Origin of the sequence: Streptomyces sp. NPDC052396 (genome assembly GCF_044593195.1) — a bacterium.
In the GTDB taxonomy this organism is placed as follows: Bacteria; Actinomycetota; Actinomycetes; order Streptomycetales; family Streptomycetaceae; genus Streptomyces.
In genome coordinates this window covers 22661-47334 of the sequence record NZ_JBIUAW010000025.1, presented here as the reverse complement: position 1 = coordinate 47334, position 24674 = coordinate 22661, and the positions used below count along the sequence as shown (strand labels likewise).

At 73.7% G+C, this 24674-nt stretch carries 22 protein-coding genes and 1 pseudogene; 12 read left to right on the top strand and 11 right to left on the bottom strand.

Features of this window, described 5'->3' with window-relative positions:
- Positions 1 to 69 precede the first annotated feature (69 nt).
- Positions 70 to 453, bottom strand: a complete 384-nt coding sequence (locus tag ACIHFE_RS33500; RefSeq protein WP_400112692.1) for a hypothetical protein — start codon at positions 451 to 453, stop codon at positions 70 to 72.
- A gap of 198 nt (positions 454 to 651) precedes the next feature.
- Here ACIHFE_RS33500 and ACIHFE_RS33495 point away from each other — a divergent pair, with 198 nt between their 5' ends.
- From ACIHFE_RS33495 to fxsA, 5 genes are all read left to right on the top strand, one after another.
- Positions 652 to 1095 (top strand): Lrp/AsnC family transcriptional regulator, encoded by a 444-nt coding sequence (locus ACIHFE_RS33495; protein ID WP_030365423.1) that lies wholly within the window; start codon positions 652 to 654, stop codon positions 1093 to 1095.
- Positions 1096 to 1139: 44 nt separating this feature from the next.
- The gene (locus ACIHFE_RS33490; RefSeq protein WP_400112690.1) at positions 1140 to 2771 is read left to right on the top strand and encodes an amidohydrolase; all 1632 of its coding nucleotides are present in this window, start codon (positions 1140 to 1142) and stop codon (positions 2769 to 2771) included.
- A gap of 498 nt (positions 2772 to 3269) precedes the next feature.
- On the top strand, positions 3270 to 4943 hold the full coding sequence (lnt, locus tag ACIHFE_RS33485) for an apolipoprotein N-acyltransferase (RefSeq protein WP_400112688.1): 1674 nt from the start codon (positions 3270 to 3272) through the stop codon (positions 4941 to 4943).
- A complete protein-coding gene (locus ACIHFE_RS33480; RefSeq protein ID WP_400112686.1) occupies positions 4940 to 5707 on the top strand; it encodes a polyprenol monophosphomannose synthase in 768 nt (255 codons plus the stop codon). The genes lnt and ACIHFE_RS33480 overlap by 4 nt, the downstream gene beginning before the upstream one ends.
- A gap of 140 nt (positions 5708 to 5847) precedes the next feature.
- Complete coding sequence (fxsA, locus tag ACIHFE_RS33475; RefSeq protein ID WP_400112685.1) at positions 5848 to 6387, top strand: FxsA family membrane protein; 540 nt, start codon at positions 5848 to 5850, stop codon at positions 6385 to 6387.
- An 85-nt stretch (positions 6388 to 6472) separates the two neighbouring features.
- Here the strand turns inward: fxsA and ACIHFE_RS33470 are convergent, their stop codons facing one another.
- Both ACIHFE_RS33470 and ACIHFE_RS33465 read right to left on the bottom strand, forming a co-directional pair.
- Positions 6473 to 6847, bottom strand: a complete 375-nt coding sequence (locus ACIHFE_RS33470) for an RNA polymerase-binding protein RbpA (protein ID WP_004948858.1) — start codon at positions 6845 to 6847, stop codon at positions 6473 to 6475.
- A gap of 250 nt (positions 6848 to 7097) precedes the next feature.
- Entirely contained in the window at positions 7098 to 7784 is a 687-nt protein-coding gene (locus ACIHFE_RS33465) for a YitT family protein (RefSeq protein WP_400112683.1), read from the bottom strand.
- 100 nt (positions 7785 to 7884) lie between these two features.
- On the opposite strand from ACIHFE_RS33465, the gene ACIHFE_RS33460 reads away from it, so the two are divergent.
- Positions 7885 to 9399, top strand: coding sequence for a PLP-dependent aminotransferase family protein (locus ACIHFE_RS33460; RefSeq protein ID WP_400112681.1), 1515 nt, complete (start codon positions 7885 to 7887; stop codon positions 9397 to 9399).
- Positions 9400 to 9405: 6 nt separating this feature from the next.
- Here ACIHFE_RS33460 and ACIHFE_RS33455 read toward each other — a convergent pair.
- Together ACIHFE_RS33455 and ACIHFE_RS33450 are read right to left on the bottom strand one after the other, a co-directional pair.
- Positions 9406 to 10923: pseudogene (locus ACIHFE_RS33455) on the bottom strand (hypothetical protein); the annotation flags it as partial.
- 52 nt (positions 10924 to 10975) lie between these two features.
- Positions 10976 to 11170, bottom strand: coding sequence for a hypothetical protein (locus tag ACIHFE_RS33450; protein WP_400112714.1), 195 nt, complete (start codon positions 11168 to 11170; stop codon positions 10976 to 10978).
- Between the two features lie 259 nt (positions 11171 to 11429).
- Between ACIHFE_RS33450 and ACIHFE_RS33445 the strand changes: the two genes are divergently transcribed.
- Positions 11430 to 11837 carry an ankyrin repeat domain-containing protein gene (locus ACIHFE_RS33445; protein WP_400112679.1) on the top strand — a complete coding sequence of 136 codons (408 nt, stop codon included), beginning with the start codon at positions 11430 to 11432 and terminating at the stop codon, positions 11835 to 11837.
- Between the two features lie 24 nt (positions 11838 to 11861).
- Here the strand turns inward: ACIHFE_RS33445 and ACIHFE_RS33440 are convergent, their stop codons facing one another.
- The 3 genes from ACIHFE_RS33440 to ACIHFE_RS33430 form a co-directional block, all read right to left on the bottom strand.
- Entirely contained in the window at positions 11862 to 13397 is a 1536-nt protein-coding gene (locus tag ACIHFE_RS33440; RefSeq protein WP_400112677.1) for an ATP-dependent DNA ligase, read from the bottom strand.
- A gap of 42 nt (positions 13398 to 13439) precedes the next feature.
- Complete coding sequence (locus ACIHFE_RS33435) at positions 13440 to 15032, bottom strand: carboxylesterase/lipase family protein (RefSeq protein ID WP_400112675.1); 1593 nt, start codon at positions 15030 to 15032, stop codon at positions 13440 to 13442.
- 69 nt (positions 15033 to 15101) lie between these two features.
- On the bottom strand, positions 15102 to 16508 hold the full coding sequence (locus ACIHFE_RS33430) for an FtsW/RodA/SpoVE family cell cycle protein (RefSeq protein WP_400112713.1): 1407 nt from the start codon (positions 16506 to 16508) through the stop codon (positions 15102 to 15104).
- 232 nt (positions 16509 to 16740) lie between these two features.
- Here ACIHFE_RS33430 and ACIHFE_RS33425 point away from each other — a divergent pair, with 232 nt between their 5' ends.
- A complete protein-coding gene (locus ACIHFE_RS33425) occupies positions 16741 to 17070 on the top strand; it encodes a hypothetical protein (protein WP_400112674.1) in 330 nt (109 codons plus the stop codon).
- Between the two features lie 137 nt (positions 17071 to 17207).
- A complete protein-coding gene (locus ACIHFE_RS33420) occupies positions 17208 to 17426 on the top strand; it encodes a hypothetical protein (RefSeq protein WP_400112673.1) in 219 nt (72 codons plus the stop codon).
- A gap of 21 nt (positions 17427 to 17447) precedes the next feature.
- Here ACIHFE_RS33420 and ACIHFE_RS33415 read toward each other — a convergent pair whose 3' ends face one another.
- A complete protein-coding gene (locus tag ACIHFE_RS33415) occupies positions 17448 to 17879 on the bottom strand; it encodes an SPW repeat protein (RefSeq protein WP_400112671.1) in 432 nt (143 codons plus the stop codon).
- Between the two features lie 205 nt (positions 17880 to 18084).
- Between ACIHFE_RS33415 and ACIHFE_RS33410 the strand changes: the two genes are divergently transcribed.
- The 3 genes from ACIHFE_RS33410 to ACIHFE_RS33400 all read left to right on the top strand — a co-directional run bounded on the left by ACIHFE_RS33410 (position 18085) and on the right by ACIHFE_RS33400 (position 23300).
- Positions 18085 to 18264 (top strand): hypothetical protein, encoded by a 180-nt coding sequence (locus ACIHFE_RS33410; RefSeq protein WP_400112669.1) that lies wholly within the window; start codon positions 18085 to 18087, stop codon positions 18262 to 18264.
- 106 nt (positions 18265 to 18370) lie between these two features.
- Positions 18371 to 19504, top strand: a complete 1134-nt coding sequence (locus ACIHFE_RS33405) for a glycosyltransferase family 4 protein (protein WP_400112667.1) — start codon at positions 18371 to 18373, stop codon at positions 19502 to 19504.
- A 10-nt stretch (positions 19505 to 19514) separates the two neighbouring features.
- Positions 19515 to 23300: a hydantoinase B/oxoprolinase family protein gene (locus tag ACIHFE_RS33400; RefSeq protein ID WP_400112665.1), complete on the top strand. Its 3786-nt coding sequence runs from the start codon at positions 19515 to 19517 to the stop codon at positions 23298 to 23300.
- Here the strand turns inward: ACIHFE_RS33400 and ACIHFE_RS33395 are convergent.
- Both ACIHFE_RS33395 and ACIHFE_RS33390 read right to left on the bottom strand, forming a co-directional pair.
- Positions 23207 to 24061, bottom strand: a complete 855-nt coding sequence (locus tag ACIHFE_RS33395) for a biotin-dependent carboxyltransferase family protein (protein WP_400112663.1) — start codon at positions 24059 to 24061, stop codon at positions 23207 to 23209. The genes ACIHFE_RS33400 and ACIHFE_RS33395 overlap by 94 nt on opposite strands.
- Entirely contained in the window at positions 24055 to 24672 is a 618-nt protein-coding gene (locus tag ACIHFE_RS33390) for an allophanate hydrolase subunit 1 (RefSeq protein WP_400112662.1), read from the bottom strand. The genes ACIHFE_RS33395 and ACIHFE_RS33390 overlap by 7 nt, the downstream gene beginning before the upstream one ends.
- Positions 24673 to 24674: the final 2 nt, after the last annotated feature.

The window sequence follows — 24674 nt, the reverse complement described above, 5'->3', positions numbered from 1 at the left end:
CGGCACGGCGGATGCCCCGACGGTAACAGCTGATCTACGGAAAGGCCCCCTACTGGAGGGGGCCGGTGGTCAGGACGGGCGGCGCATCGCGGGCACCCGCAGCGGGCGCGAGCCCGGGCCGCCCAGATGGGAGAACGGCTGGGTGCGCCAGTCCAGGCTCTCGGGCAGGGTGAGGAGCAGGGCGGTGTCCAACTCCTGGGCCGAGAAGGGCTCGTCGACCGGCTTGGCCTCATCCACGGAGCACCCGGAGCCCGGGCAGACGGTCAGCCCGAAGGGGTTCCAGGACGAGGGGCACAGCGCGTGCTCCGGGAGCACCTCCTCGTCGGCGAGGAGAGCGATCGGACGGGCGCAGTCCGGGCAGCTGACCCGGAACATGGCGGTGAGGTCGGCCGATTCGTCCGCCCCGTACAGACTGTCGCCATCGTGGTCGAGGCGTTCCAGGCTGGGCTGCATGTGTCTTCCCCCTTGGCTGGACTGGCCAGGCATGCGTCTCGGCTCCGGCCACAGCAAGCACTTCCCTCGCGCGCGGCCGGGTAATCGCCCGGCCCGGGGGGACGCGGGGGCACGGGTGTGGCGTTCATCACGCGACCAGTGCGCCTGTGGTGGCGCCGACTGTGCCGGGAATGCGCCGACGCAGTAGGTTGACCCTTCGTGGAGGAGTTGGACAGAGAGATCGTGGAACTGCTCGTCAAGGACGGGCGGATGAGCTACACCGACCTGGGCAAGGCCACTGGCCTGTCCACCTCGGCGGTGCATCAGCGGGTGCGCAGGCTCGAACAGCGCGGTGTCATCCGGGGCTATGCGGCCGTGGTCGACCCCGAGGCGGTGGGCCTGCCGCTGACCGCGTTTATCTCGGTCAAGCCCTTTGACCCCAGCGCCCCTGATGACATCGCCGACCGGCTGGCCGAGATCCCGGAGATCGAGGCATGCCACAGCGTGGCCGGCGACGAGAACTACATCCTCAAGGTGCGGGTGGCCACCCCGCTGGAGCTTGAGCACCTGCTGGCCCGGATCCGGTCGCTGGCCGGCGTGTCCACCCGGACCACCATCGTGCTGTCCACCCCCTATGAGGCACGGCCGCCCCGGGTGGGGTGAACCCCCTCGCACCGCCCGGGGGCCGGCATTGGCAGACTGGCCCCATGAGCGAGCCCCAGGACGACCAGCCCCGCACCGTACTGCTGCGCAATGGCGAGGTGCACAGCCCGGCGGACCCCTTCGCCACCGCCATGGTGGTCGAGCGGGGCGGCATCGCCTGGGTCGGCTCCGAGGGCGCGGCGGACTCCTTCGCGGACGGGGTGGACGAGGTCGTCGACCTGGAAGGCGCGCTGGTCACCCCGGCGTTCACCGACGCCCATGTGCACACCACGGCCACCGGGCTGGCGCTCACCGGCCTTGACCTCACTGGCGCCCGCACCCTGACCGAGGCGCTGGGCCGGGTGCGTGAGTACGCCCGCTCGCGCCCCGGCGACCGGGTGCTGATCGGGCACGGCTGGGACGCCAGCGCCTGGCCCGAGCGGCGGCCGCCGTCCCGGGCCGAGCTGGACGAGGCGGCCGGCGGGCGCCCGCTCTACCTCACCCGGGCCGATGTCCACTCGGCCGTGGTCAGCACGGCGCTGCTCGACCTGGTGCCCGGCCTGACCGGTCTGCCCGGATACGCGGCGGACGCGCCGCTGACCGGCGACGCCCACCATGCCGCGCGCGCCAGGGCGTACGACGGCGTCAGCGCCGCCCAGCGCACCGAGGCACAGCGCGCCGCCCTGGACCGCGCGGCGGCGCTGGGCATCGGGTCGGTCCATGAGTGCGCCGGACCGCAGATCTCCGGTGCCGAGGACCTCACCGGCCTGCTGCGGCTGGCCGCCGAGCGCCCCGGCCCCCGGGTCGTCGGCTACTGGGCCGAGGCGATCGAATCTCCCGGGCAGGCGGCCAAGGTGCGCGAACTGGGCGCGATCGGCGCGGCCGGCGACCTCTTTGTGGACGGCTCGCTGGGCTCGCACACCGCCTGTCTGCATCAGCCCTACGCCGATGCCCCGCACAGCACCGGCACCGCACACCTGGACGCGGCCACCGTGGCCGCCCATGTCACCGCCTGCACCGAGGCCGGCATCCAGGCCGGTTTCCACGCCATCGGCGACGCGGCCGTCAGCACCGTGATCGAAGGGGTGCGGGCGGCGGCGGAGAAGCTGGGCCTGGCCCGGGTGCGCGCGGCCCGGCACCGGGTCGAGCACGCCGAGCTGCTCACCCCCGAACACATCGCCGCCTTCGCCGAGTTGGCGCTGACCGCCTCCGTTCAGCCCGCCTTCGACGCGGCCTGGGGCGGCGAGGACGGCATGTACGCCCGGCGCCTGGGGCCCGAGCGGGCCCGCGCCCTCAACCCGTACGCGGCCATGCTGCGCGCCGGAGTGCCGCTGGCGCTGGGCTCCGACAGCCCGGTCACCCCGCTGGACCCCTGGGGCACCGTGCGGGCCGCCGCCTTCCACCGCACCCCCGCCCACCGGATCTCGGTGCGCGCCGCCTTCACCGCGCACACCAGGGGCGGCTGGCGGGCCATCGGCCGGGACGACGCGGGTGTGCTGGTGCCCGGCGCCCCGGCGGACTACGCGGTGTGGCGGGCCGGCGACCTGGTGGTGCAGGTGCCGGACACCCGGGTCGCCAACTGGTCGACCGATCCCCGCTCGGGCACTCCCGGCCTGCCCGACCTCACGCCCGGCGCCCAACTCCCGGTCTGTGTCCGCACGGTGGTGGCCGGACGCACCGTCCACCGGGCCGACTGAGTGACGGCTTTGGCGGCCGTACCGCCGAACGGCGTGCCCTCGGCCTGTCGCCCCGGGCCGCCCCCTCCGTACTGACCTGCTGATTTGAGGTAGCCACGCAGGTCACACAACTGTTGACAGGGTGTGGGCGGCGGCCGGTAGGTTCTGCCGAGTCCACCACAGGACGTCCGACCGGTAAATCTCCACGCAGTCGTCGCACGCCGCTGGGCCATGGGGCGGTACCCCGCCACTGGGAGCCAGGTCCAGCGCACGGGGGCGGGGGAGGATTCCACCGGGTCGGCAGGTGTGACCCGGGTGGGGCCCGGAAGTTCAGTAGACAACGGCATCAGGGTGACCGCAGCCAGCGGTTCCCGGGTCGGCCCGAAGGACACCGCGCCCCACCCGCAGTCCCCGCCCCCACTCCCTTGACCAGGCGTTTGCCGGCCACCCCGGCAGCGCGGTCCGCCTCTGCCGGGGTACCGTCGGCTCACCACACGACCTGCAGGAAAGGTCCCGACCGTGCCCCCTGGTACCCCCAGCGCCGCCGACGTGTCCGGCGAACCGGCCGGCTGCCAGGCCGCCGCGCCACCGGCCGCCGTCGCGCCCGGGCCTGCCGCGTCCCGCCCCGGGCGGGCCGCGCGCTTCGCCGCGCTCGCCCGCCGGGAGGCGCGGCGCACCACGGCCGCCGTGGCCGGCGGAGTGGTGCTTGTCTTCGCTTTCCCGCCCTATGACCTGTGGCCGCTGTCACTGGTCTCGGTGGCCCTGCTGTCGCTGCTCACCCGGGGCCGCACCGCCCGCCAGGGCGCCTGGACCGGCTTCGCCTTCGCGCTGCCCTTCTTCTGCGCGCTGCTGCGCTGGCTCAATGTGGTCGGCTATGACGCGGTCTTCGGCCTGTCGGTGGTGGAGGCGCTGTATGTGGCCGCGATGGGCGCCGGGCTGGCGGTCACCTCGCGGCTGCGCTGGTGGCCGCTGTGGACGGCCGGGCTGTGGGTGGCCCAGGAACTGGTCCGGGACCGCTGGCCGCTGGGGGGCTTCCCCTGGGGCCGGCTGGCGTTCGCCAACACCGGCTCGCCGTTCACCCCGCTCGCCGCGCTGGGCGGCGCCGCGCTGGTCAGCTTCGCGGTGGCGCTGTCCGGGGCGCTGCTGGCCTGTGCGGTGCTGGGCGCGGTGCGGGCGGGGCTACGCCGGGGCGTACGCCCGCTGCTGCCGCCGGCCGGGGCGCTGGGCCTGGCCGCGGTCCTGGTCCTCGCCGGGTACGCGGTGCCCGTTCCGGTCAAGGGCGATGACTCGGTGAACATCGCCGTGGTGCAGGGCAATGTGCAAAAACCCGGTATGGATTTCCTCGGCCGGCCGATGATGATCCTCAACAACCATGTCAACGCCACCCTGGCGCTGGCCAAGGACGTCAAGGCGGGCCGCGCCCCCAGGCCGGACCTGGTCATCTGGCCGGAGAACGCCTCCGACCTGGACCCGTTCAAGTTCCCCGAGGCGTATGACCGCATCAACGAGGCGGTCCGGGCGATCGGGGTGCCGGTGCTGGTCGGCGCGCTGATCGACCACCCCAGCAAGCCGGGCTATGTCTTCAACGAGGGCATCGTCTGGGACCCCAGGAGCGGTCCCGGTGCCTCCTACACCAAGCAGCACCCGGTGCCGTTTGGTGAATATGTGCCGTTCCGCGAGGAGTTGAGCAAGGTCATCTCCCGGCTTAAGCGGGTGCCGCGCAACTTCTACCCCGGCGACCACAACGGTGTGATGAAGGTGGGACCGGCCGAACTGGGCGATGTCATCTGCTTTGAGGTCGCCTACGACGGGATAGTGCGGGATACGGTCAACGCCGGTGCCCGTGCCCTGGTTGTCCAGACCAACAACGCCACCTTCGGCCGCAGCGGTCAGCCGGAGCAGCAGCTGGCCATGTCCCGGCTGCGGGCGGTGGAACACGGCCGGGCCGTGGTCACCGCGGCCACCAGCGGCATCAGCGCGGTGGTCGGCCCGGACGGCCAAGTCCGTGAGCAGGCACCGCTGTTCACCCGGCAGGTGATCAGCACCAGCATTCCACTGCGGGACGGCACCACGGTGGCCGACCGGCTCGGTGAAGCTCCCGAATGGGCGCTCGCTATGGTGGGGCTTCTGTCCTGCGCGGCCGCGGTCTGGGTCGGCCGCCGGGGACGTACGGAGAAGAAGGGGCTTAAGTGAACGACGGTGGGCAGCGGAGATTCGGTCCGCTCGGCACGACCTTGGTGATCATTCCGACCTATAACGAGGCGGAGAACATCGGGCCCATCGTCGCCCGGGTGCGCGCGGCCGTGCCCGAGGCGCACGTCCTGATCGCCGACGACAACAGCCCCGACGGCACCGGCAAGCTCGCCGATGAGCTGGCGGAGGGCGACGAGCAGATCAAGGTGCTGCACCGCAAGGGCAAGGAGGGCCTGGGCGCGGCCTATCTGGCCGGCTTCCGCTGGGGCCTGGACAACGGCTACGGCGTGCTGGTGGAGATGGACGCCGACGGCTCCCACCAGCCCGAGGAACTGCCCCGGCTGCTCACCGCGCTGAAGAGCGCCGACCTGGTGCTGGGCTCCCGCTGGGTGGCCGGCGGCCGGGTGGTGAACTGGCCCAAGTACCGCGAGTTGCTCTCCCGCGGCGGCTCCACCTACTCCCGGCTGATGCTGGACCTGCCGCTGCGCGACATCACCGGCGGTTTCCGGGCCTTCCGCCGGGAGACGCTGGAGGGCCTGGGCATGGACGAGGTGGCCTCCCAGGGCTACTGCTTCCAGGTCGACCTCGCCTGGCGGGCGCTGAAGGCCGGCTTCCATGTGGTGGAGGTCCCCATCACCTTTGTCGAGCGGGCGCTGGGCGACAGCAAGATGAGCCGCGACATCGTGGCCGAGGCGCTGTGGCGGGTCACCACCTGGGGCGTGGGCACCCGGGCCGCGAAGGTGGGCAAGGCGCTGGGGCTGTAGGGGCGCGGGGCGGGTTACCTGATGCGGCTCCGCCGCGTGGGCGCGACCGGCCACGACGGCCCGCAGTCGCATGACCTCATCGCCGGCGGAGCGCCTGGGCCCGCCCGCTCGTTCCGCCGCAGGCCAGGCACACTTGAGGCATGACCTTCGGAACGCAGCAGCAGACCGTGCCCAGTCCGCCGTCCGGCCCCGGCCGGAAGCGCAGGATCCTTCCGCTCGCCGTGGCCGCCTGGGTGCTGCTGGAACTCTGGCTGCTGATCCTGGTGGCCGACGCGGCCGGGGGCCTGACGGTGTTCCTGCTGCTGGTCGGCGGGCTGCTGCTGGGCGCGGCGGTGATCAAGCGGGCCGGCCGGCGGGCCTGGCAGCGGCTGACCTCCTCGTTGCAGGGCGGCGCCGCCGCACCCGAGGGCGGCGGCAACGCGGTGACCATGCTGGGCGGGCTGCTGCTGATGGTGCCGGGCCTGCTCTCCGATGCCGTCGGGCTGCTGTGCCTGTTCCCGCCGACCCACGCCCTGGTGCACCGGGCCGGGGAGCGCTGGCTGAACCGGTCCGGCCCGCTCGGCGAGGCATTCCAGCAGGCCCGGATGGGCCAGGGCCGGGGCGATGTGATCCAGGGCGAGGTCATCCGGGACGACCAGCCGCCCGCCGGCCCCCGCCAGGACCCGCAACTGCCGCGCTGACCAACGGCGATGGGACATACACAAGGGCCCGGGCCACTGCCGTGAAGCAGTGGCCCGGGCCCTTGACTGGTTGCCGCGGTGGCCGTCAGGCCGACTTGCGGGTGTCCCGCGGATGCACGGCGATGTTCATGGCACCGGAGCGCAGGACCGCCAGCCGCTCGGCCAGCACCTCCTCCAGCTCCTCGCGGGTGCGCCGCTCCATGAGCATGTCCCAGTGCGTACGCGCGGGCTTGCCCTTCTTCTCCTCGGGACCATCGCCGTCCACCAGGAGTGCCACGGCACCACAGGCCTTGCACTCCCACTCCGGCGGAATCTCCGCCTCCACCGAGAACGGCATCTCAAATCGATGGCCGTTCGGGCATGCGTACTCCACCGCCTGGCGCGGGGCCAGGTCGATGCCGCGGTCGGTCTCGTAGCTGGTCACCACAAGTCGCGTGCCGCGAAGAGCTCGCTCACTCATGAATTCGTGCCTCCCGGGCTTGTCGCCCACAGGACAGGTGTCGCTGTCGTCGTCATCCGGTCAACGTCCGGTCGGCGGTGAAGATTCCCGTTGAGGGACATGCGTCGCCCGTCGTGCCGCCCCTTGTTGTACCCACCGGCGCCCGGTTTGTCACATCTGACAACAGATGTCACCCTGCGTTTGCATGGCTTTAGCGCGCAGTAACGGTTCATCCAGTGGGTCAAGGGCGTACACTACCCGCTCGCGCAATTCAGTGCTGAACCGGGTCGGCCACCGGCACCGGTGCCGGCTGCTCCGGCGCGTCCGCCGCGGCCGGACCGCCGCTCCGGCGCGGCTCGAAAAGCCGCAGGAAGAACTGGGACAGCGGGCCGATGGCCACCGCGTAGAAGACGGTCCCCGCGCCCACCGAGCCGCCCAGGGCGGAGCCGGAGACCAGCACGGTCAGCTCGATGCAGGTGCGCACCAGCCGCACCGAGCGTCCGGTCCTGCGGTGCAGCCCGGTCATCAGCCCGTCCCGCGGGCCGGGGCCGAAGGCGGCCGTGATGTAGAGCCCGGTGGCCGCCCCGCACAGCACCACGGCCAAGACCAGCAAGGGCACCCGCACCCACAGTGAGCCGGGCGCCGGCGTCAGGGACAGGGTGGCGTCCATCGCCAGGCCGATCACCACCACATTGGAAAGGGTGCCCAGTCCGGGCCGCTGGCGCAGCGGGATCCACAGCAGCAGCACCAGCGCGCCAACCACGATGCAGACGGTGCCGATCGACAGCCCGGTGTGCCGGGCGATGCCCTGGTGCAGCACGTCCCAGGGGTCCAGTCCAAGACCCGCCCGCAGCTGCAGGGCGGCGCTCACCCCGTACAGGCCCAGGCCCGCATAGAGCTGGACCAGGCGGCCGAGCAGTCGTGGCCCTCCTGTTGTAAGCCTCCCTGACGCGGACAAGGATCCTCCCCGGAATGGTGTGAGTGGCCTGTTGCGTGGCAGTCTGTGGAGTGGGACAGCGCATGATCCATGGCCAATTCCAAAGGGGTGGACTGAAAAGATGAGTCAGTGGACCGCTTCTGTGGGGGCGCAGCAGCTGGCGCGGCTGCTGGACGCGCAGTACGGGCGCGGCACCCGGTCCCCGGTGACGGCCCTCAACGGCCGCCGGGTGCCCGCCTACCGCTCGCTGGCCGACCGCATCCGGCTGCTGGTGCTGGAAGGACGGGTTCCGGTGGCCGCCCGGCTGCCCGCCGAGCGCGAGCTGGCGGCCGCGCTGACCGTCAGCCGCACCACCGTGGCCGCCGCCTATGAGGCGCTGCGCACCGAGGGCTTTCTGGAGTCCCGACGGGGCGCGGGCAGTTGGACCGCGGTGCCGGCCGGCAACCCGCTGCCCACCCGGGCGCTGGACCCGCTGCCGCCGGAGGCCAGCGGCTCGGTGATCGACCTCGGCTGTGCCGCGCTGACCGCCCCCGAGCCCTGGCTCACCCGCGCCTTCCAGGGCGCCCTGGAGGAGCTGCCGCCCTACGCCCACACCCATGGCGACTACCCGGCCGGCCTGCCCGCGCTGCGACAGGCGCTGGCCGACCGCTACACCGCGCGCGGCATCCCCACCATGCCCGAGCAGATCATGATCACCACTGGTGCGATGGGCGCGGTCGCCGCCATCTGCCGGCTGATGGCCGGGCGCGGCGAGCGGGTGGCGGTGGAGTCACCCTCGTACGCCAATGTCCTTCAGCTCATGCGCGAGGCCGGGGCGCGGCTGGTCCCGGTCGCCATGGCGGACCGGCTGGCCGGCTGGGACCTGCCCGCCTGGCGCCAGGTCCTGCGGGACGCCGCTCCGCGACTGGCCTACGTCATCGCCGACTTCCACAACCCCACCGGCGCCCTCGCCCCCGAGGATCAGCGCCGGGCCCTGGTCGAGGCCACCCGGGCCGCCGGCACCGTGCTGGTCGCCGACGAGACCATGTCCGACCTGCTGCTCGAACCAGACCTCGAACTGCCGCGCCCGGTCTGCGCCTTCGACCCGGCCGGCAGCACCGTGATCACCGTCGGCTCGGCCAGCAAGTCCTTCTGGGCCGGGCTGCGCATCGGCTGGGTACGCGCCGCTCCCGAGGTGATCCGCAGCCTGGTGGCCGCCCGGGCCTACGCCGACCTCGGCACCCCGGTGGTCGAACAGCTCGCCGTCAGCTGGCTGTTGGGCACCGAAGGCTGGGACGCCGCCCTGGACATACGGCGCGCCGAGGCCCGGGAGAGCCGCGACGCCGTGGTCGCCGCTCTCCAACGGCACCTCCCCGACTGGGAGTTCACCGTGCCGAGCGGCGGGCTCACCCTGTGGGTACGCACCGGAGGGCTCTCCGGCTCCCGGATCGCCCAGGTCGGTGAACGGCTGGGGGTACGCGTGCCGTCCGGTCCGCGATTCGGGGTCGACGGTGCCTTCGAAGGCTACGTCCGGCTGCCGTTCACCGTACGCGGCCCAGTCGCCGACCAGGCCGCCGCCCGGCTGGCCGAGGCCGCCCGGCTGGTGGCCTCCGGTGCTCCCGTCGCCGTCGAGGCTCCCCAGACCTACGTCGCCTGAGGCGCCCGGAGCGGGCCGCTCCGGGTCCGGCCAGGGCGGCAGCAGGGCCAGCACCGCCTGGCGCTGGGCCTCGCCGATGCCCTCCTCGTAGGGGTCGGGAGTGGCCGGCACCTGCACCCGCAGCACCGGCCCGGTGCCCAGCCGGGCATAGCCCCGGCCGGGCGGCACCTCGGCCGCCGGGGTGGTGTGCGGCGGGGCGCCCAGGGCCCGCAGGACCTGGGCGTGGTCCAGCGCGCCCAGCGCCACCCGGGCACGGGTGTGGGTGCGCACCGTCTCGGTCAGCAGCCCCTCGCCGTCCGCCTCCTCGCCCAGCGCCAGGGTGACATTGGCCGCCCGGCCGTGCCGCAGCGGAACCTGCAGCAGCTCCTGGGGGTCGGGCCGGCCCTCGCCCGCCGCCAGTTCGCTGAGCGCGGCCGGCCGGTCCACCACGATCCACAGCGGACGGCGCACATCCTCGGGCAGCGAACGCCCCTGCCGGCGGGCCTCGTTGGCGGCCATCAGCCGGCGCTGGGTCTCATGGCTGGCCCACTCCAGGGTGCTCAGCGCCCCGGCCGGCGAAGCCTCCACCGCCAGCACCCCCTCCCTCCCGGCCAGGCAGGCGTACTGCCCGGTGCCGCTGCCGTCCACCACCACCGCGTCACCCTGGTGCAGCGCCTGCAGCGCGATGGAGCGCAGCAGGGTGGTGACGCCGGAGCCGGGCCGGCCCAGGGCCAGCAGGTGCGGCTCGGTGGAGCGCTGTCCGGTGCGCCAGATCACCGGCGGGACATCGATGGTGTACTCGCCGTCGGACACCGGCAGGGTGCGCTGGACCTCGTCCGGGTCGGTGAGACCCAGCACCGTCTCCCCGGGGGCGGTGACAAAGCGCTGCGCCCAGATGTCGGTGGGCAGCGGCGGCAGTGCGTACAGCGACAGCCGGCCCGCCTCCTCGTCCCAGTCGAACCGGTACTCCCGCCCCCGGCCCGCCTTCACCTGGAGCAGCCGCTCGATCCTGGCGCGGGCCTCGGGCTCGCCGTCGGTGAAGTACGCCGGGTAGCGCAGCCGCAGCGCGGCCAGCCGGCCGCCCTCGTCGAACAGCGGGTCCTCGAAGACGGTCTGCCAGTCGCCGCCATGGGCGTAGAGCGGGTCGGGGTCCAGCGGGGAGGAGAAGTAGGGCACCAGGGAGTCATGGAGCGCCTGCAGCCGGGCGGAGTCCGCGTCCTCGTCCCCGGCCGGCCGCGCCCGGTCACGGCCGCACCAGGCGCCCGCCGCCAGCAGCGCGGCCGCGGCCAGCGCCGGGCCGTAGGGGACCAGGGCCACGATCAGCACACAGGAGGCCGCCAGCAGCAGTGCCGAGCCACGCCGGTCCCGGGGGGTACGGTCCCAGCCGCGCCGGCCGGCCACGGCCAGCGAGCGCAGCCCCCGGCCGATGGTGATCAGCGGATACAGCACGTCCCGCAGCCCCTCGGCGATCCTGCCGGCCGGCTCGCGCGCCGGGGCCGGCCGCGGCCGGTCGGTCAGGGGACGGTGGTGTCCTCGATGGCCCACGTCGGCCTCCCGTCGTCGGGGTGGTGGGTACGGGCGGTCGCGGCGGGCCCGGTCAGAAGCGCAGGCCGCCCAGCAGCCCGGCCAGGCTGGCGCCGCCCGCCCTGATGCTGGGGGCGATGGCGGTGCCGGCCAGATAGAAGCCGAAGAGGGCGCAGACCAGGGCGTGGGAGGCCTTCAGCCCGTCCTTGCGGAAGAACAGGAACACGATGACACCCAGCAGTACGACGCCGGAGATGGAGAGGATCATGGGGGTTTCTCCTGTTGTGAGGGCGATCACCATGAGTTCCTCCAGCTTCACGGCAAGTGCCGGAGTTGGAAAACGGGAGAGGCGGCGGAAGGGTGACTAATCCTTCAAATCACCTGTTCGGCCCGCAGTGCGGAGGCTGCTGAGCGGTCCCCCGGGGTCCACCGGAGCGGGCCCGTACGTAGGGTGGGGCGGGCAGGCACCGGTTCCTGCCGCCGAACCTCAGGCATTCCTCCGCATTCCTACGCTAAGGACGCAGACCATGTCCGAGCCCACTTCCGAGCCCGCCCACGACCCCGAGGTGCTCCAGCTGGCGGCCAAGGTGTTCGACCTGGCCCGGCATGGCGACACCGCCACGCTCGCCGCCTATGTGGACGCGGGGGTGCCGGTCAACCTCACCAATGACCGGGGCGACTCGCTGCTGATGCTGGCCGCGTACCACGGGCACCCCGACGCGGTCACCGCGCTGCTGGAGCGCGGCGCCGACCCCGACCGGGCCAACGACCGGGGGCAGACCCCGCTGGCCGGGGCGGTGTTCAAGGCGGAGGACGAGGTGGTGCGGCTGCTGCTGGGCCATGGCGCCAGCCCCTCGGCGGGCACGCCCTCGGCCATGGAGACGGCGGCCATGTTCGGACGCCAGGACCTGCTGGAGCTGTTCCGGGAGGGCTGACGGGCTGTTCCGGGACCTGAGAGGTCAGGCGGCCGCCGCCCGCACCGAGGCCACGGTGTCGGCGTCGGCCGCGGTCTTGTCCTCCCGGTAGCGCAGCACCCGGGCGAACCGCAGGGCCACCCCGGCCGGGTAGCGGGCGGAGCGCTGCAGCCCGTCGAAGGCGATCTCCACCACCAACTCCGGCCGTACCCGCACCACCTGGCCGTCGTCCTCGACCGCCAGCGCCAGCAGCCGTTCGGTCTGCCAGACCAGCATGGCGTCGGTCAGGCCCTTGAAGGTCTTGCCCAGCATGGCCAGGGAGCCGTCCGGCAGCCGGGCGCCCAGATGGAGGTTGGACAGCTTTCCGGTCCGCCGGCCGTGTCCCCACTCGGCGGCCAGCACCACCAGGTCCACGGTGTGCACCGGCTTGACCTTCAGCCAGGCCGCGCCGCGCCGGCCCGCGCTGTACGGGGCGTCCAGCGCCTTGACCACCACGCCCTCATGCCCCCGTCGCAGCACCTCGGCCGCGAACTCCCGGGCCGCGGCCCGCAGTTGCCGGTCGGACGGGTCGCCGACCACCAGCCGCCGGACCCGCAGCGGCCCGGGCACCAGCCGGGCCAGCTCGGCATGGCGCCCGGCGGTGGACAGGGTGAGCAACTCCCGCCCGTCCACGGCCAGTACGTCGAAGAACACCGGGGACAGCGGCAGTGCCGCGCCGGCCGCCGCCACATTCAGCCGGGAGCCCACCCGTCCCGCGATGTCCTGGAAGGGGCGCGGGCGTCCCCGGTCGTCCAGGGCGATCACCTCGCCGTCCAGCACCGCCGAGGAGACCGGCAAGTGAGCGGCCGCCTCGGCCAGTTCGGGCAGCCGCTCGGTGATCTCGTCCAGGGTGCGGGTGAAGACGCGCACCCGGGGGCCGTCGCGGTGCACCTGCACCCGGATCCCGTCCAGCTTCTCCTCCACCGCGCACGGCCCCAGCCGGTCCAGTGCCTCGTCCAGGTCCCGGGCGCTGTGCGCCAGCATCGGCAGCACCGGGCGGCCCACCTCCAGCCGGAAGTCCGCCAGCGCCGCCGGGCCGCCGGCCAGCAGGGCCCGTCCGACCGCGCCCAGCGAGCCGCCCAGCATCACCGCCCGCCGCACCTCCTCGGCCCCGGCCCCGGCCGCGGCGGCCAGCCCCTCGGCGGCCAGCGCGGCCAGTGCGCCCTGGCGGAGCTCGCCGCCGATCAGCCGGAGCAGGAAGTCCTGTTCGGCCGCGGTGGCCCGGCCCAGCAGTTCGTCCACCCGCCGTTTGCGTTCGGCCTGGGCGCCCCGGCCGGCCACCCCGGAGATGCCGGTGAGCGCCGTGTCCACCTCCGCCACCGTCAGCGAGGGCCGGGCGACGGGCGGCGGCGGGTGACGCAGGGTGCTCCAGCCGATGCCGGTGCGGCGCTGCGGCAGCCGCCCGGCGAGGTAGGCGATGACCACCGGCGCGTCCTCGGGCCCGGCCCGCCGGAACAGCCCGGCCAGCAGCTCGGTCTTCGCCGAGCGGGCGGGGGTCGCCGCGATCTCGGCGGACGCCCGGGCGAGTTCGGCCAGCAGCATGCCCTTATGGTGCGATGCCGCCGGCCGCCGCGCAGCACGGGCTCAGCCCCGGTAGCGGTCCCAGAAGGCGCACTGGTGCTCCGCCGCCGCGTCCACCGCCCGGTCCCCCTCCGGAGCCAGGGAACGCACCCGGGGTGCCCGCTCCGTCCAGCGCGGCCAGCCGGCCGGGGCCGCGCCGTGCGCGAAGCGGGTCCAGTCCCCGGTCATCCGCCGGACCAGGTGCCGCTGCGGCGGGGTGAAGGCCACCGGCACCGGGAACAGATACGGCAGCTCAAAGCCGTGCGCCGCCCCGTAGGGCACCTCCGGCACGGCCGGCAGGCCGAAGCCGTTGGGGGCCCGCTGATCGTCGAACTCATAGCCGTAGACCGGGACTTGGCGGGCCAGGGCCCGGTCGGCGCGCAGGGTGGAGCAGCTGAACGAGACATCGGTGAGCACCGCCGCCCAGGCCAGGGCCGGGGTGGGATAGCGGGCGGCCGGATAGCGCCGCTCGATGGCGCCGGCCGCGCCGCCGAAGGACTGCCTCAGCCGGGCCCGGTAGTCGTGCCGGTCGCGCAGGGGGTGGGCGGCGAAGTCGAGGGCGACGAAGTAGCGCATCTCGTCGTGGTTGGTCCCCTGGATCACCGGCACGTGCTGGAAGCGGCCCTGCCGCAGCGCCCGGTCGGGCCGCAGCGGCACCGGCGCGGTGCCATAGGAGACGGTGGAGAAGGCCGCCATCAGGTCGGCGGTGGCCAGCCGGCCGGCGGGCAGGGCGCGCAGGCACGCCAGGGCCTGCCATCCGCCCGGGCAGCCCAGCCGGCGGGCGGCGGCCGCGCCCTCGGCCCGGGTCCGGCCCAGGGAGCGCCAGGGGCTCCAGGCGGCCGCCCCGTAGGTGGCGCCCGGCGGCATGGTGGTCAGGCACGATCCGCTCTGCAGCACGGCCCGCTGGAAGAGCCCGGCGGCGGTGGGCGAGACCAGTTGCCCGCAGACGCTCAGGGCACCGGCCGACTCGCCGAACAGGGTCACCTGCCCGGGATCACCGCCGAAGGCGCGGGCGTTGGCCCGTACCCAGCGCAGCGCCGCCTGTTGGTCGGCGAACCCGAAGTCGGAGCCGTCCAGGGCCGGGTGGCCGAAGAACCCGAAGACGCCCAGCCGGTAGTTGACGGTGACCACCATCACCTCGCCGCGTACCGCCAGCCGCTCGCCCCGGTAGTCGGCGCCCGAGCCATAGACGAAGCCGCCGCCGTGCAGCCACACCAGCACCGGCCGGCCGGGCCCGGGCGCCGGGCCGGCCGGCACCGTGACATTGAGCGTCAGGCAGTCCTCGGCCCCGTCCGGCCGTCCGGTGACCGGCGAGACCTGCGGGCACCGGGGACCGGGTGCCCCGGCGTCCCGTACGCCGGTCCAGGGCCGGGCGGGCCGGGGGTCGCGCCAGCGCAGCGGGCCGACGGGCGGGGCGGCGTAGGGGATGCCCTCATAGGTGAGGTAGCCGGCCTGGGCCCGGCCGCGGACCAGGCCGGTCCCGGTCCGGGCCAGTGGGGCGTCCTCGGGCGGCGCCGCCCAGGACGGCGGTGCGGCGCAGACCAGGACGAGCAACGGAGCGAGGAGCAGGGCGCGCAGCGCTCCGGCTGCGCGCCCGGGGAAGCGGGCCGGGGGCACGGCGGGGCTCCTTCGGCGGGGGACACCACAGCGGTTGTCCACCACGGTGCCCGCTTCCACCCGGAGGCGCTATGGGGCAGACGGCTGTTCGGACCCCGGTGGGGTGCCCTCCCGGTCCCGGCCGGCCGCGTCGCTGATTCTGATCAGCAGCGCGATCATCAGCCAGTTGGCCACCAGTGAGGAGCCGCCCTTGGCCAGGAAGGGCAGTGCCTTTCCGGTCAGTGGGATGAGCCCCATCACACCGCCGGCCACCACAAAGACCTGCAGCGCCAGCGCGGCGGCCAGGCCGACCGCCAGCAGCTTGCCGAAGGGGTCCCGGGAGCGCAGCGCCACATTGAGCCCGCGCTGCACCAGCAGTCCGTAGAGCAGCAGCACCGCCATCATCCCGGCCAGTCCCAGCTCCTCGCCCACCGTGGTGAGGATGAAGTCGCTGCGGCCGGCGAAGCCGATCAGCTCGGGGTGGCCCTGGCCCAGGCCGGTGCCGGTGATACCGCCGCTGCCGAAGCCGAACAGGGCCTGCGCGGCCTGGTCGGAGATCAGTCCGGCGGGCCGCTGGCTCGCCGGGAGATAGATGTCGAAGGGGTGCAGCCAGGCGACGATACGGCCCTTGACGTGCGGTTCCATCGAGCCGACGGCGGCCGCGCCGACCACCGCCATCAGCAGCCCGCACGCCACCCAGCTGGTGCGCTGGGTGGCCGCGTAGAGCATCACCACAAACAGGCCGAAGAAGATCAGCGAGGTGCCCAGGTCCCGTTCCAGGATCAGCACCAGCAGGCTGAGCACCCACACCGCCAGGATCGGCGCCAGCTGGCGGCCCGGCGGCAGCCGGAAGCCCAGCACCTTGCGGCCGGTGAGCGCCAGGGCGTCCCGGTGGGTGACCAGATAGCCGGCGAAGAACACCGCGATCATGGTCTTGACGAACTCGCCGGGCTGGAAGGACAGCGGCCCCAGGAAGATCCACCGCTTGGCGCCATAGGTGTCGCCGGGGAAGGCGGCGGGTGCCATCAGCAGCACCAGCGCCACCGCCATGGTCAGGTAGATATAGCGCTGCAGCCGCCGGTGGTCGCGCAGCAGCACCAGCACCCCCACGCAGACCGCCACCCCTATGACCGTCCACATCAGCTGGCCGGAGGCGGTGCCCGCGGAGTGGTAGCGGGTGCTGTAGGCGAAGTCCAGCCGGTAGAGCAGCACCAGCCCCAGGCCGGACAGCAGGGTCGACAGCGGCAGGATCAGCGGGTCGGCGTGCGGCGCCCAGCGGCGCACCACCAGATGCGGCACCAGCGCCAGACACAGCATGCTGGCGGCGAACCCGGCCAGTCCGTCCGGGATCCGGTCCTCCACCGACAGACCCGTGTAGAGGTAGCCGAAGCAGCTGATCAGTACGGCGAAGCCGAGCAGCAGCGCCTCACGGCGGCGGCGCCGCCGTGAGGTCTCGGAGGCGGCCGGGCGGCTGTCGCCCCCGTCGCCGCCCGCCACCCGTACGGTTTCCACGGTCACACTCGTCATGATGATCGGCCTCGGCCCGGGAGAACCGGGAGTTTTCCAAGGTTTCCCCGGAGCCTGGCGAAACCCGTCACTTCCTCCGCAAGCAATATGTGCACGCCCCTAGAGTCACATATCCGGCATGAAGCGGTTCCTCATAGATCTTCCCTTCGCCATGTGTCATGCTCCGCGCACTCACAGTGGTCAACGGGAAGGAGAGTGGTTTATGAGCAAGCGCCAGAAGGGCCGCCGGCACCGCAGGGTCAATCGCACCCCGCGGCCGGCCGGCGCGTCCCGCCCGTACTTCGCCCGGCCTCAGGCGCAGCCGCCGCGGCCGGTGGCGCCGGAGCTGGGCCGGCACACCGCCCGCACCTGGGACGGGCTGCGTTCCTGCGGTGCCGGGGGTGCCTCGGTGGAGGACCTGAGTGCGGCCGTGGGCTACCAGCCGCGCACCATCCTCAAGCACGTCCAGGGCCTGCTCTCGCAGGGGCTGGCGGAGCGGCGGGGGGACCGCTGGTTCGCCGCCGGGGAAGAGCTGCTGGTGGCCGGGGGCTGAACTCACGGTGGACGGCGGAGAGTTGGCCGGATGCCCGCCCTGAGTCCCGGGCGGATACCGGAAGTTGTTCATCCGCGCGAGTGAATGCCGCCGGGCTCGCCCCTTGCCGGCGCTGAACGGGTTCTACTCTCGCCCGCATGTCTGACATGGATGAGATCATCGGACGCATCCGCCGTGACATGAACTCGCAGTTGCGCAAGCGGGCCAGGCGCGCGTTCGGTGATGGAGAGGACGAGCGGGAGGGCTGGGCCGCGACCGCGGGTGCCGGCTCGGACACCGAAACTCTTACGGCCGGAACGGTTACGGCCGGACCCATTGACTCCGGGGAGGAGGCGCAGGGCGCCCTTCCCCGGTGAGGGTCCGGCCGGTCCGGTCGGTCAGCGTTGTGCCCGGCCCATGCCCAGGCCGGCCATGGCCAGGGCGAGCAGGCTGGCGACGACGCCCACGATGACATTGCTGACCTGGGCGGCGGTGCCGAAGGTGTGGCCGGCCACGGCCCAGGGGGAGATGATCGTCCAGACGCCTATGGCCACGGCGGCCCAGCTCAGTGAGTGGGTCCGCTCATAGGCGGGTCCGAAGCCGCCCACCAGGCAGGCGTAGGCGACGCCGGTGATCAGGTTGGTGACGGTCAGGGTGGTCGCGCCGTTGAAGCCCGCTATCCAGGGAGAGGCGGCCAGATAGACGCCGCTCAGAACAGCGAGGGCCTCGACGGCCTGGGCGGCGGGAGTCGCCGTCGTCTCCTCGGAATGGGCGCGGAGCGCCATGATGTCCGGGTGGTGTTCGATCCGGGGTGACGTGGGGGCGGTCACATCAGCCACCTTCTTTCCGAGTAAGGTCGGACTTACCGATATTTTAACCCGTTTGGGTAACAATTCGCCCAATTAACGGGTGAATAGTCCGATGTGATGACGTCCAAGGGGGTGGGGCGTACCGGGTGTGCGGCCGGGGAAGATTCCTTCGGGGCACGGCGCCCCGTACCGGCATCACCGGCACCTCTGGGGGAGGAAGCAGCTGATGGAAGATCCCGAGAGGCAGCAAGAGCGCCCGGGGGAGCGCACCACGGGCGGACCCGGAGCGGGCAACGGCTCCCGGGCCGGGGCGTCCCCGGCCCGCCGGGCGGCGGCCCGCGAGGAGCCCGCCGTCCAGCAGGACGAGGACGACCTGGAACCGCATATCGTCCGCGGCATGGACTGAGCGGCCCGGCAGTACACAGCACCGGGCGGGCAATGCTCATGGGACGTTTCCCGGGCGGAAAGATCCCTGTGGCCCCCGCCACGCGCACGCTCAGGACAACGTCCCCATGCGTGTCGCCATCGTCACCGAATCGTTCCCGCCCGATGTCAACGGCGTCGCCCACTGCGCCTGGCAGACCGCCCGCCACCTGGCGCGGCGCGGCCACCAGCCACTGGTCGTCACCCCGGCCCAGCGCGGCGAGCCGGCCGGACCGGACGAGCGCGGGCCCTGCCCGGTGGTCCGGGTGCCCTCGCTGCCGCTGCCCGGCTACCCCCAGGTCCGGGTGGCCCTGCCCGGCCGCCGGCTGACCGCGGTGCTGGCCGGCCACCGCCCGGACCTGATCCACCTGGCCAGCCCCTTTGTCCTGGGGGCGCGGGCCATGACCGCGGCCGCCCGGCTCCGGGTGCCCGCCGTCACCGTCTACCAGACCGATATCGCCTCCTACGCCCGCGTCTATCTGGGCATGGGCGAGGGGCTGGCCTGGCGGCGCATCCGGGCGGTGCACTGCGCCGCCGACCGCACCCTGGCACCGTCCACTGCCGCGGTCCGCGACCTGGCCCGGCACGGCGTGCCCCGGGTACGGCTCTGGCCGCGCGGCGTGGACCTGGAGCGCTTCCAGCCGGCCCGGCGCGACATGGAGCTGCGCCGGGCGCTGGCCCCCGCCGGCGAACTGATCGTCGGCTATGTGGGCCGTCTCGCCCCGGAGAAGCGGGTGGACCTGCTGGCCACGGTCTGCGCGCTGCCCGGGGTGCGCCTGGTGGTGGTCGGCGAGGGCCCCACCGCGGCGGCGCTGCGCGGTGTGCTGCCCGGCGCCCGCTTCCTGGGCTGCCGCACCGGCGACGAACTCGCCCGGATCTTCGCCTCGCTGGATGTCTTCGTACACCCCGGCACCATGGAGACCTTCTGCCAGACCGTGCAGGAGGCACAGGCCAGCGGGGTGCCGGTGATCGCCCCGGCGGCCGGCGGCCCGCTCGACCTGGTGCGCCACGCCCGGACCGGGCTGCTGGTGCCGCCAGAGGACGCCGGGGCCATCGCCGACGCGGTGCAGATGCTGAAGACCGGCCGCCGGCAGCGGGCCGAGTACGGGCGGGCCGGGCGGCAGTCGGTGCTCGGCCGGGGCTGGAGCGTCATCGGCGACCTGCTGTTGGAGCACTACCACGAGGTACTGGACCAGCGTGCCGCCTGGGGGGAGGCGGCCTGACAATGACCACATGACCGGGCGCTGGGAGTTCTGGGTCGACCGTGGCGGCACCTTCACCGATGTGGTCGGCAGGCGCCCGGACGGCCGCCTGGTCACCCGCAAGCTGCTCTCCCACGACCCCGGGCGGTACCGGGACGCGGCCGTGGCCGGCATCCGGCTCGCCCTCGCCGAGGAGACCGGCCGGGACCCGTCCGGCCCGCTGCCCGCCGACCGGATCGCCGTGGTCAAGATGGGCACCACCGTCGCCACCAACGCCCTGCTGGAACGCACCGGCGAACCCACCGTCCTGGTCACCACCAAGGGTTTCCGGGACGCCCTGCGCATCGCCTACCAGAACCGCCCCCGGCTCTTCGACCGGCACATTGTGCTGCCCGAGGCGCTCTACTCCCGGGTGATCGAGGTCGATGAACGCCTGGACGCCCATGGCGAGGTGCTGCGGCCGCCGGATCCGGCGGCCGCGTACCGGGCACTGGCCGCCGCCCACCGCGACGGCCTGCGCAGCGCCGCCATCGTCCTGCTGCACGGCTACCGCAACCCCGCGCATGAACTGGCCCTCGCCGAGACGGCCCGCCGGGCCGGCTTCGCCCAGGTCAGCTGCTCCCACGAGGTCAGCCCGCTGATGCGGCTGGTCCCCCGGGGCGACACCACGGTGGTGGACGCCTACCTCTCCCCGATCCTGCGCCGCTATGTGGCGGAGGTGGCGAGCGAACTGCGCGGGGTGCGGCTGCTGTTTATGCAGTCCAATGGCGGGCTGCGGGAAGCGGCGCACTTCAGGGGGAAGGACGCGGTGCTCTCCGGCCCGGCCGGCGGGGTGGTCGGCATGGCCCGCTCCGCCGCCCAGACCGGCCACCGGCGCCTGATCGGCTTCGACATGGGCGGCACCTCCACCGATGTCTCGCACTACGCCGGGGAGTTCGAGCGGGTCTTCGGCACCGAGGTGGCCGGGGTGCGGATGCGCTCGCCCATGATGGACATCCACACGGTGGCGGCCGGCGGCGGCTCGGTGCTGCACTTCGACGGACGGCGCTACCGGGTCGGCCCCGACTCGGCCGGAGCGGCGCCCGGCCCGGCCTGCTACCGGCGCGGCGGCCCGCTGACCGTGACCGACGCCAATGTGATGCTCGGCCGGGTGCAACCCGCCCACTTCCCCGCGGTGTTCGGCCCCGGCGGCGACCGGCCGCTGGACGCGGACACCGTCCGGGAGCGGTTCGCGCGGCTGGCCGAACGGACCGCCGAGGCCGCCGGGGACCACCGCTCGCCCGAGGAAGTGGCGGCCGGATTCCTGGACATCGCGGTGCTCAATATGGCCAACGCGGTCCGGAAGATCTCCGTGCAGCGTGGCCGGGACATCACCCGCTACGCCCTGACCAGCTTTGGCGGCGCGGGCGGTCAGCACGCCTGCGCGGTCGCCGACGCCCTGGGCATCTCCACCGTGATCGTCCCCCCGCTGGCCGGGGTGCTCTCCGCCTACGGCATCGGCACCGCCGATGCCACCGCGATGCGCGAACAGGCCGTGGAGACCGGGCTGGACGGGCCGGCGCCGGACCGGCTGCGCGCCGAGTGCGCCCGGCTGGCCGAGCGCACCCGCCAGGACCTCCGCGCCGACGGGGTGCCCGATGAGGCCGTCACCACCACCGCCCGGGTACAGTTGCGCTACGCGGGCACCGACACCGCCCTCCCGGTACCGCTGGGCGAAGTCGCCGCCATGGCCGGGGAGTTCGAGCGCCTGCACCGCGCCCGCTATGGCTTCACCATGGACAAGCCGCTGGTCGCCGAGGCGGTCTCGGTGGAGGCCCGCGCACCGGCCGGCGAATCATTGCCGGCAGCCCTGGCCCGCCCGCCGGACCGGGGCACCCCTCAACCGGCCGACACCGTGCGGATGTTCACCGAGGGCCGGTGGCGGCACATCCCGCTGCACCGCCGGGACGAGCTGTACCCGGGCGACACCGTCACCGGCCCCGCCATCGTCGCCGAGGCCGACGCGACCACCGTGGTGGATCCCGGCTGGCGGCTGACCGTGGCCGAGCGCGGGCATCTCCTGCTGGCCCGGGTCCGGCCCCGTCCCGCCCCCTCGGCCCTGGACACCCGGCCCGACCCGGTGCTGCTGGAGGTCTTCAACAGCCTCTTTATGGCCATCGCCGAACAGATGGGGGTGCGGCTGGCCAACACCGCCCACTCGGTCAACATCAAGGAACGGCTGGACTTCTCCTGCGCCCTCTTCGACGAACGCGGCGAACTGGTCGCCAACGCCCCGCACATCCCGGTGCACCTGGGGTCCATGGGCGAGGCCATCAAGGAGGTGCTGCGCCGCAACCGGGACACCATGCGGCCGGGCGATGTCTACGCCGTCAACGACCCCTACCACGGCGGCACCCACCTGCCCGACATCACCGTGATCACCCCCGTGTTCGATGAACGGGGCGCGGAGCTGCTGTTCCTGGTGGCCGCCCGTGGCCATCACGCCGAGATCGGCGGCATCACCCCCGGCTCCATGGCCGCCCTCAGCCGCACCGTGCGGGAGGAGGGCGTGCTCTTCGACAACTGGCTGCTGGTGCGCGACGGAAGGCTGCGCGAACCGGAGACCCGCCGGCTGCTGACCGGCGGCCCGTACCCCTCCCGCGCCCCCGAGGCCAACCTGGCCGATCTGCGGGCCCAGATCGCCGCCAATGAGAAGGGCGCCCTCGAACTGCGCGGCATGATCGAGACCTTTGGCCTGGACGTGGTACGGGCCTATATGCGGCACGTGCAGGACAACGCCGAGGAATCGGTGCGGCGCATCGTCACCGGGCTGCGGGACGGGGCGTACCGCTATGAGACGGACAGCGGCGCGGTCATCCGGGCCGAGGTCCGGGTGGACCGCGCGGCACGCGGCGTGGTGATCGACTTCGCCGGTACCTCACCGCAGCAGCCGGGCAACGCCAACGCGCCGCGGGCGGTGGTCACCGCGGCGGTGCTGTATGTCTTCCGCACCCTGGTCACCGAGGACATCCCGCTCAACAGCGGCTCGCTGAAGTGCCTGGACATCCGCATCCCCGACGGCTGCATGCTGGCACCGGTCCACCCGGCGGCCACGGTGGCGGGCAATGTGGAGACCTCGCAGGCCGTGGTGGGCGCGCTCTACGCGGCCCTGGGCGTGCAGGCCGAGGGATCCGGGACCATGAACAACCTCGCCTTCGGCAACGACCGGGTGCAGTACTACGAGACGGTGGCCAGCGGCTCCGGCGCGGGGGAGGGCTTCCATGGCACGGACGCGGTGCAGACGCATATGACCAACTCCCGGCTGACCGACCCGGAGGTACTGGAGTGGCGCTACCCGGTCCGGGTGGAGGAGTTCGCCGTCCGCCCCGGCAGCGGGGGCGCGGGGCGCTGGCACGGGGGGTGCGGGGTGGTACGGCGACTGCGGTTCCTGGAGCCGGTGACCGTTGCCTTGCTCACGGGGCACCGCCGGGTGGCGCCCTATGGGATGGCGGGGGGCGGGCCCGGTGCGCTCGGAGTCAACTGCGTGGAGCGGGCGGATGGTTCGGTGGAGTCGCTGGGGGGCGTGGCGGTGGTGGAGATGGGTGCGGGGGACGCGCTGGTGATGCGGACACCGGGCGGTGGGGGTTACGGGGCGCCCCGTCAGGGGCGCGGGGCGGTTGCATCATGCGGCTCCGCCGCGCGGGCGCGACCAGCCACAGCGGACCCGCACCGGACAACGAAAAACTACCCCCGCAACACAAATCGCACCGGCGTCCCCGGCCGCGCCTGGGCCACCGGGTCCAGGTACCGCGCGGGCACCACGCCGATGACCGGATAGCCCCCCGTCGTCGGGTGATCGGCGAGGAACAGCACCGGCCGCCCATCCGCCGGCACCTGCACCGACCCCAACACCACGCCCTCACTGGGCAGTTCGCCCTCCCGGGCGCGCTCCAGCGCGGGCCCCTCGGTGCGCAGCCCGATCCGGTTGCCCGCCGCCGAGACCCGGAAGCCGCCCGCCGCCAGCACCCGCAGCGCCCCGGCCGTGAACCAGTCATCCCGAGGCCCCGGCACCAGCGGCAGCACCAGCTCCCGTACGGGGCCCGGGTGCGGAACGGCGTCCGGGGCGGGCGGCGGCGCCGAGGAGGGCGTACCCAGCGGCAGTTCGGCGCCCTCGGCCAGCGGCGCCGGTCCGGTCCCGGAGAGCACATCCGTTGACCGGCTGCCCAGCACCGGCGGCACCGCTATGCCCCCGCGGAACGCCAGATAGCTGCGCACCCCGTGCACGGCGGCGCCCAGTTCCAGCACCGCCCCGGCCGGCAGGCGCACCGGGGCGCCCCAGGCGGCGGGCCGGCCGTCGACCGTCACCGGACAGGGCGCACCGGTCACCGCGGCCACCACCGCACGCCCGGTGCGCACCGCGCAGCCGGACAGCGTGGTCTCCAGGGTCGCGGCACAGGGCGGGTTGCCCACCAGGCGGTTGGCCAGCCGGTGGGCCCGCTGGTCGAGCGCTCCGGCGCGCGGGACGCCGAGATGGGCGTACCCGGTACGGCCCAGGTCCTGCACGGTGGTCAGCGCCCCGGCGCGCAGCACGGTCAGCACCCGGCCTCCCTGAAACGGACCAGGGTGCCGGGGGTGAACAGGGCGGCCGGGCTGCGGCCGGGGTCCCACAGCACCGCGTCCGTGCTGCCGATCAGCTGCCAGCCGCCGGGGGTGGGCCGTGGGTAGACCCCGGTGTACGGCCCGGCCAGGGCGACCGATCCGGCCGGGACCCGGGTGCGCGGGGTGTCCCGGCGCGGCACCTGGCAGCGGTCCGGCAGTCCGCGCAGATAGCCGAAGCCCGGGGCGAATCCGCAGAAGGCGACCCGGAATTCGGTGCCGGTGTGGATACGGACGGCCTCGCGCGGGGTGACGTCCCACAGCCGGGCGACCTCGGCGAGGTCGGGGCCGTCATAGCGGACCGGGATCTCCACGGTCCGCCGCCGCCCGCCGTCCGGCGGCGGTATCTCCCAGCCGGCCAGTTCGGCGGCGAAGGAGGCCGGATCGTCCAGCCCGTCCAGCAGCACGGTGCGGTCGGCCGGCACGATCTCCGCGACCGGCGGCAGTTCATCACGGGCGGCCCGGCGCAGCAGCTCGGCGTGCAGCGCCTCGGCACGCTCACCGCTGCCGCACTCGACCAGCAGCGCCCGCTCGCCCACCGGAAGGGCTCGCATCC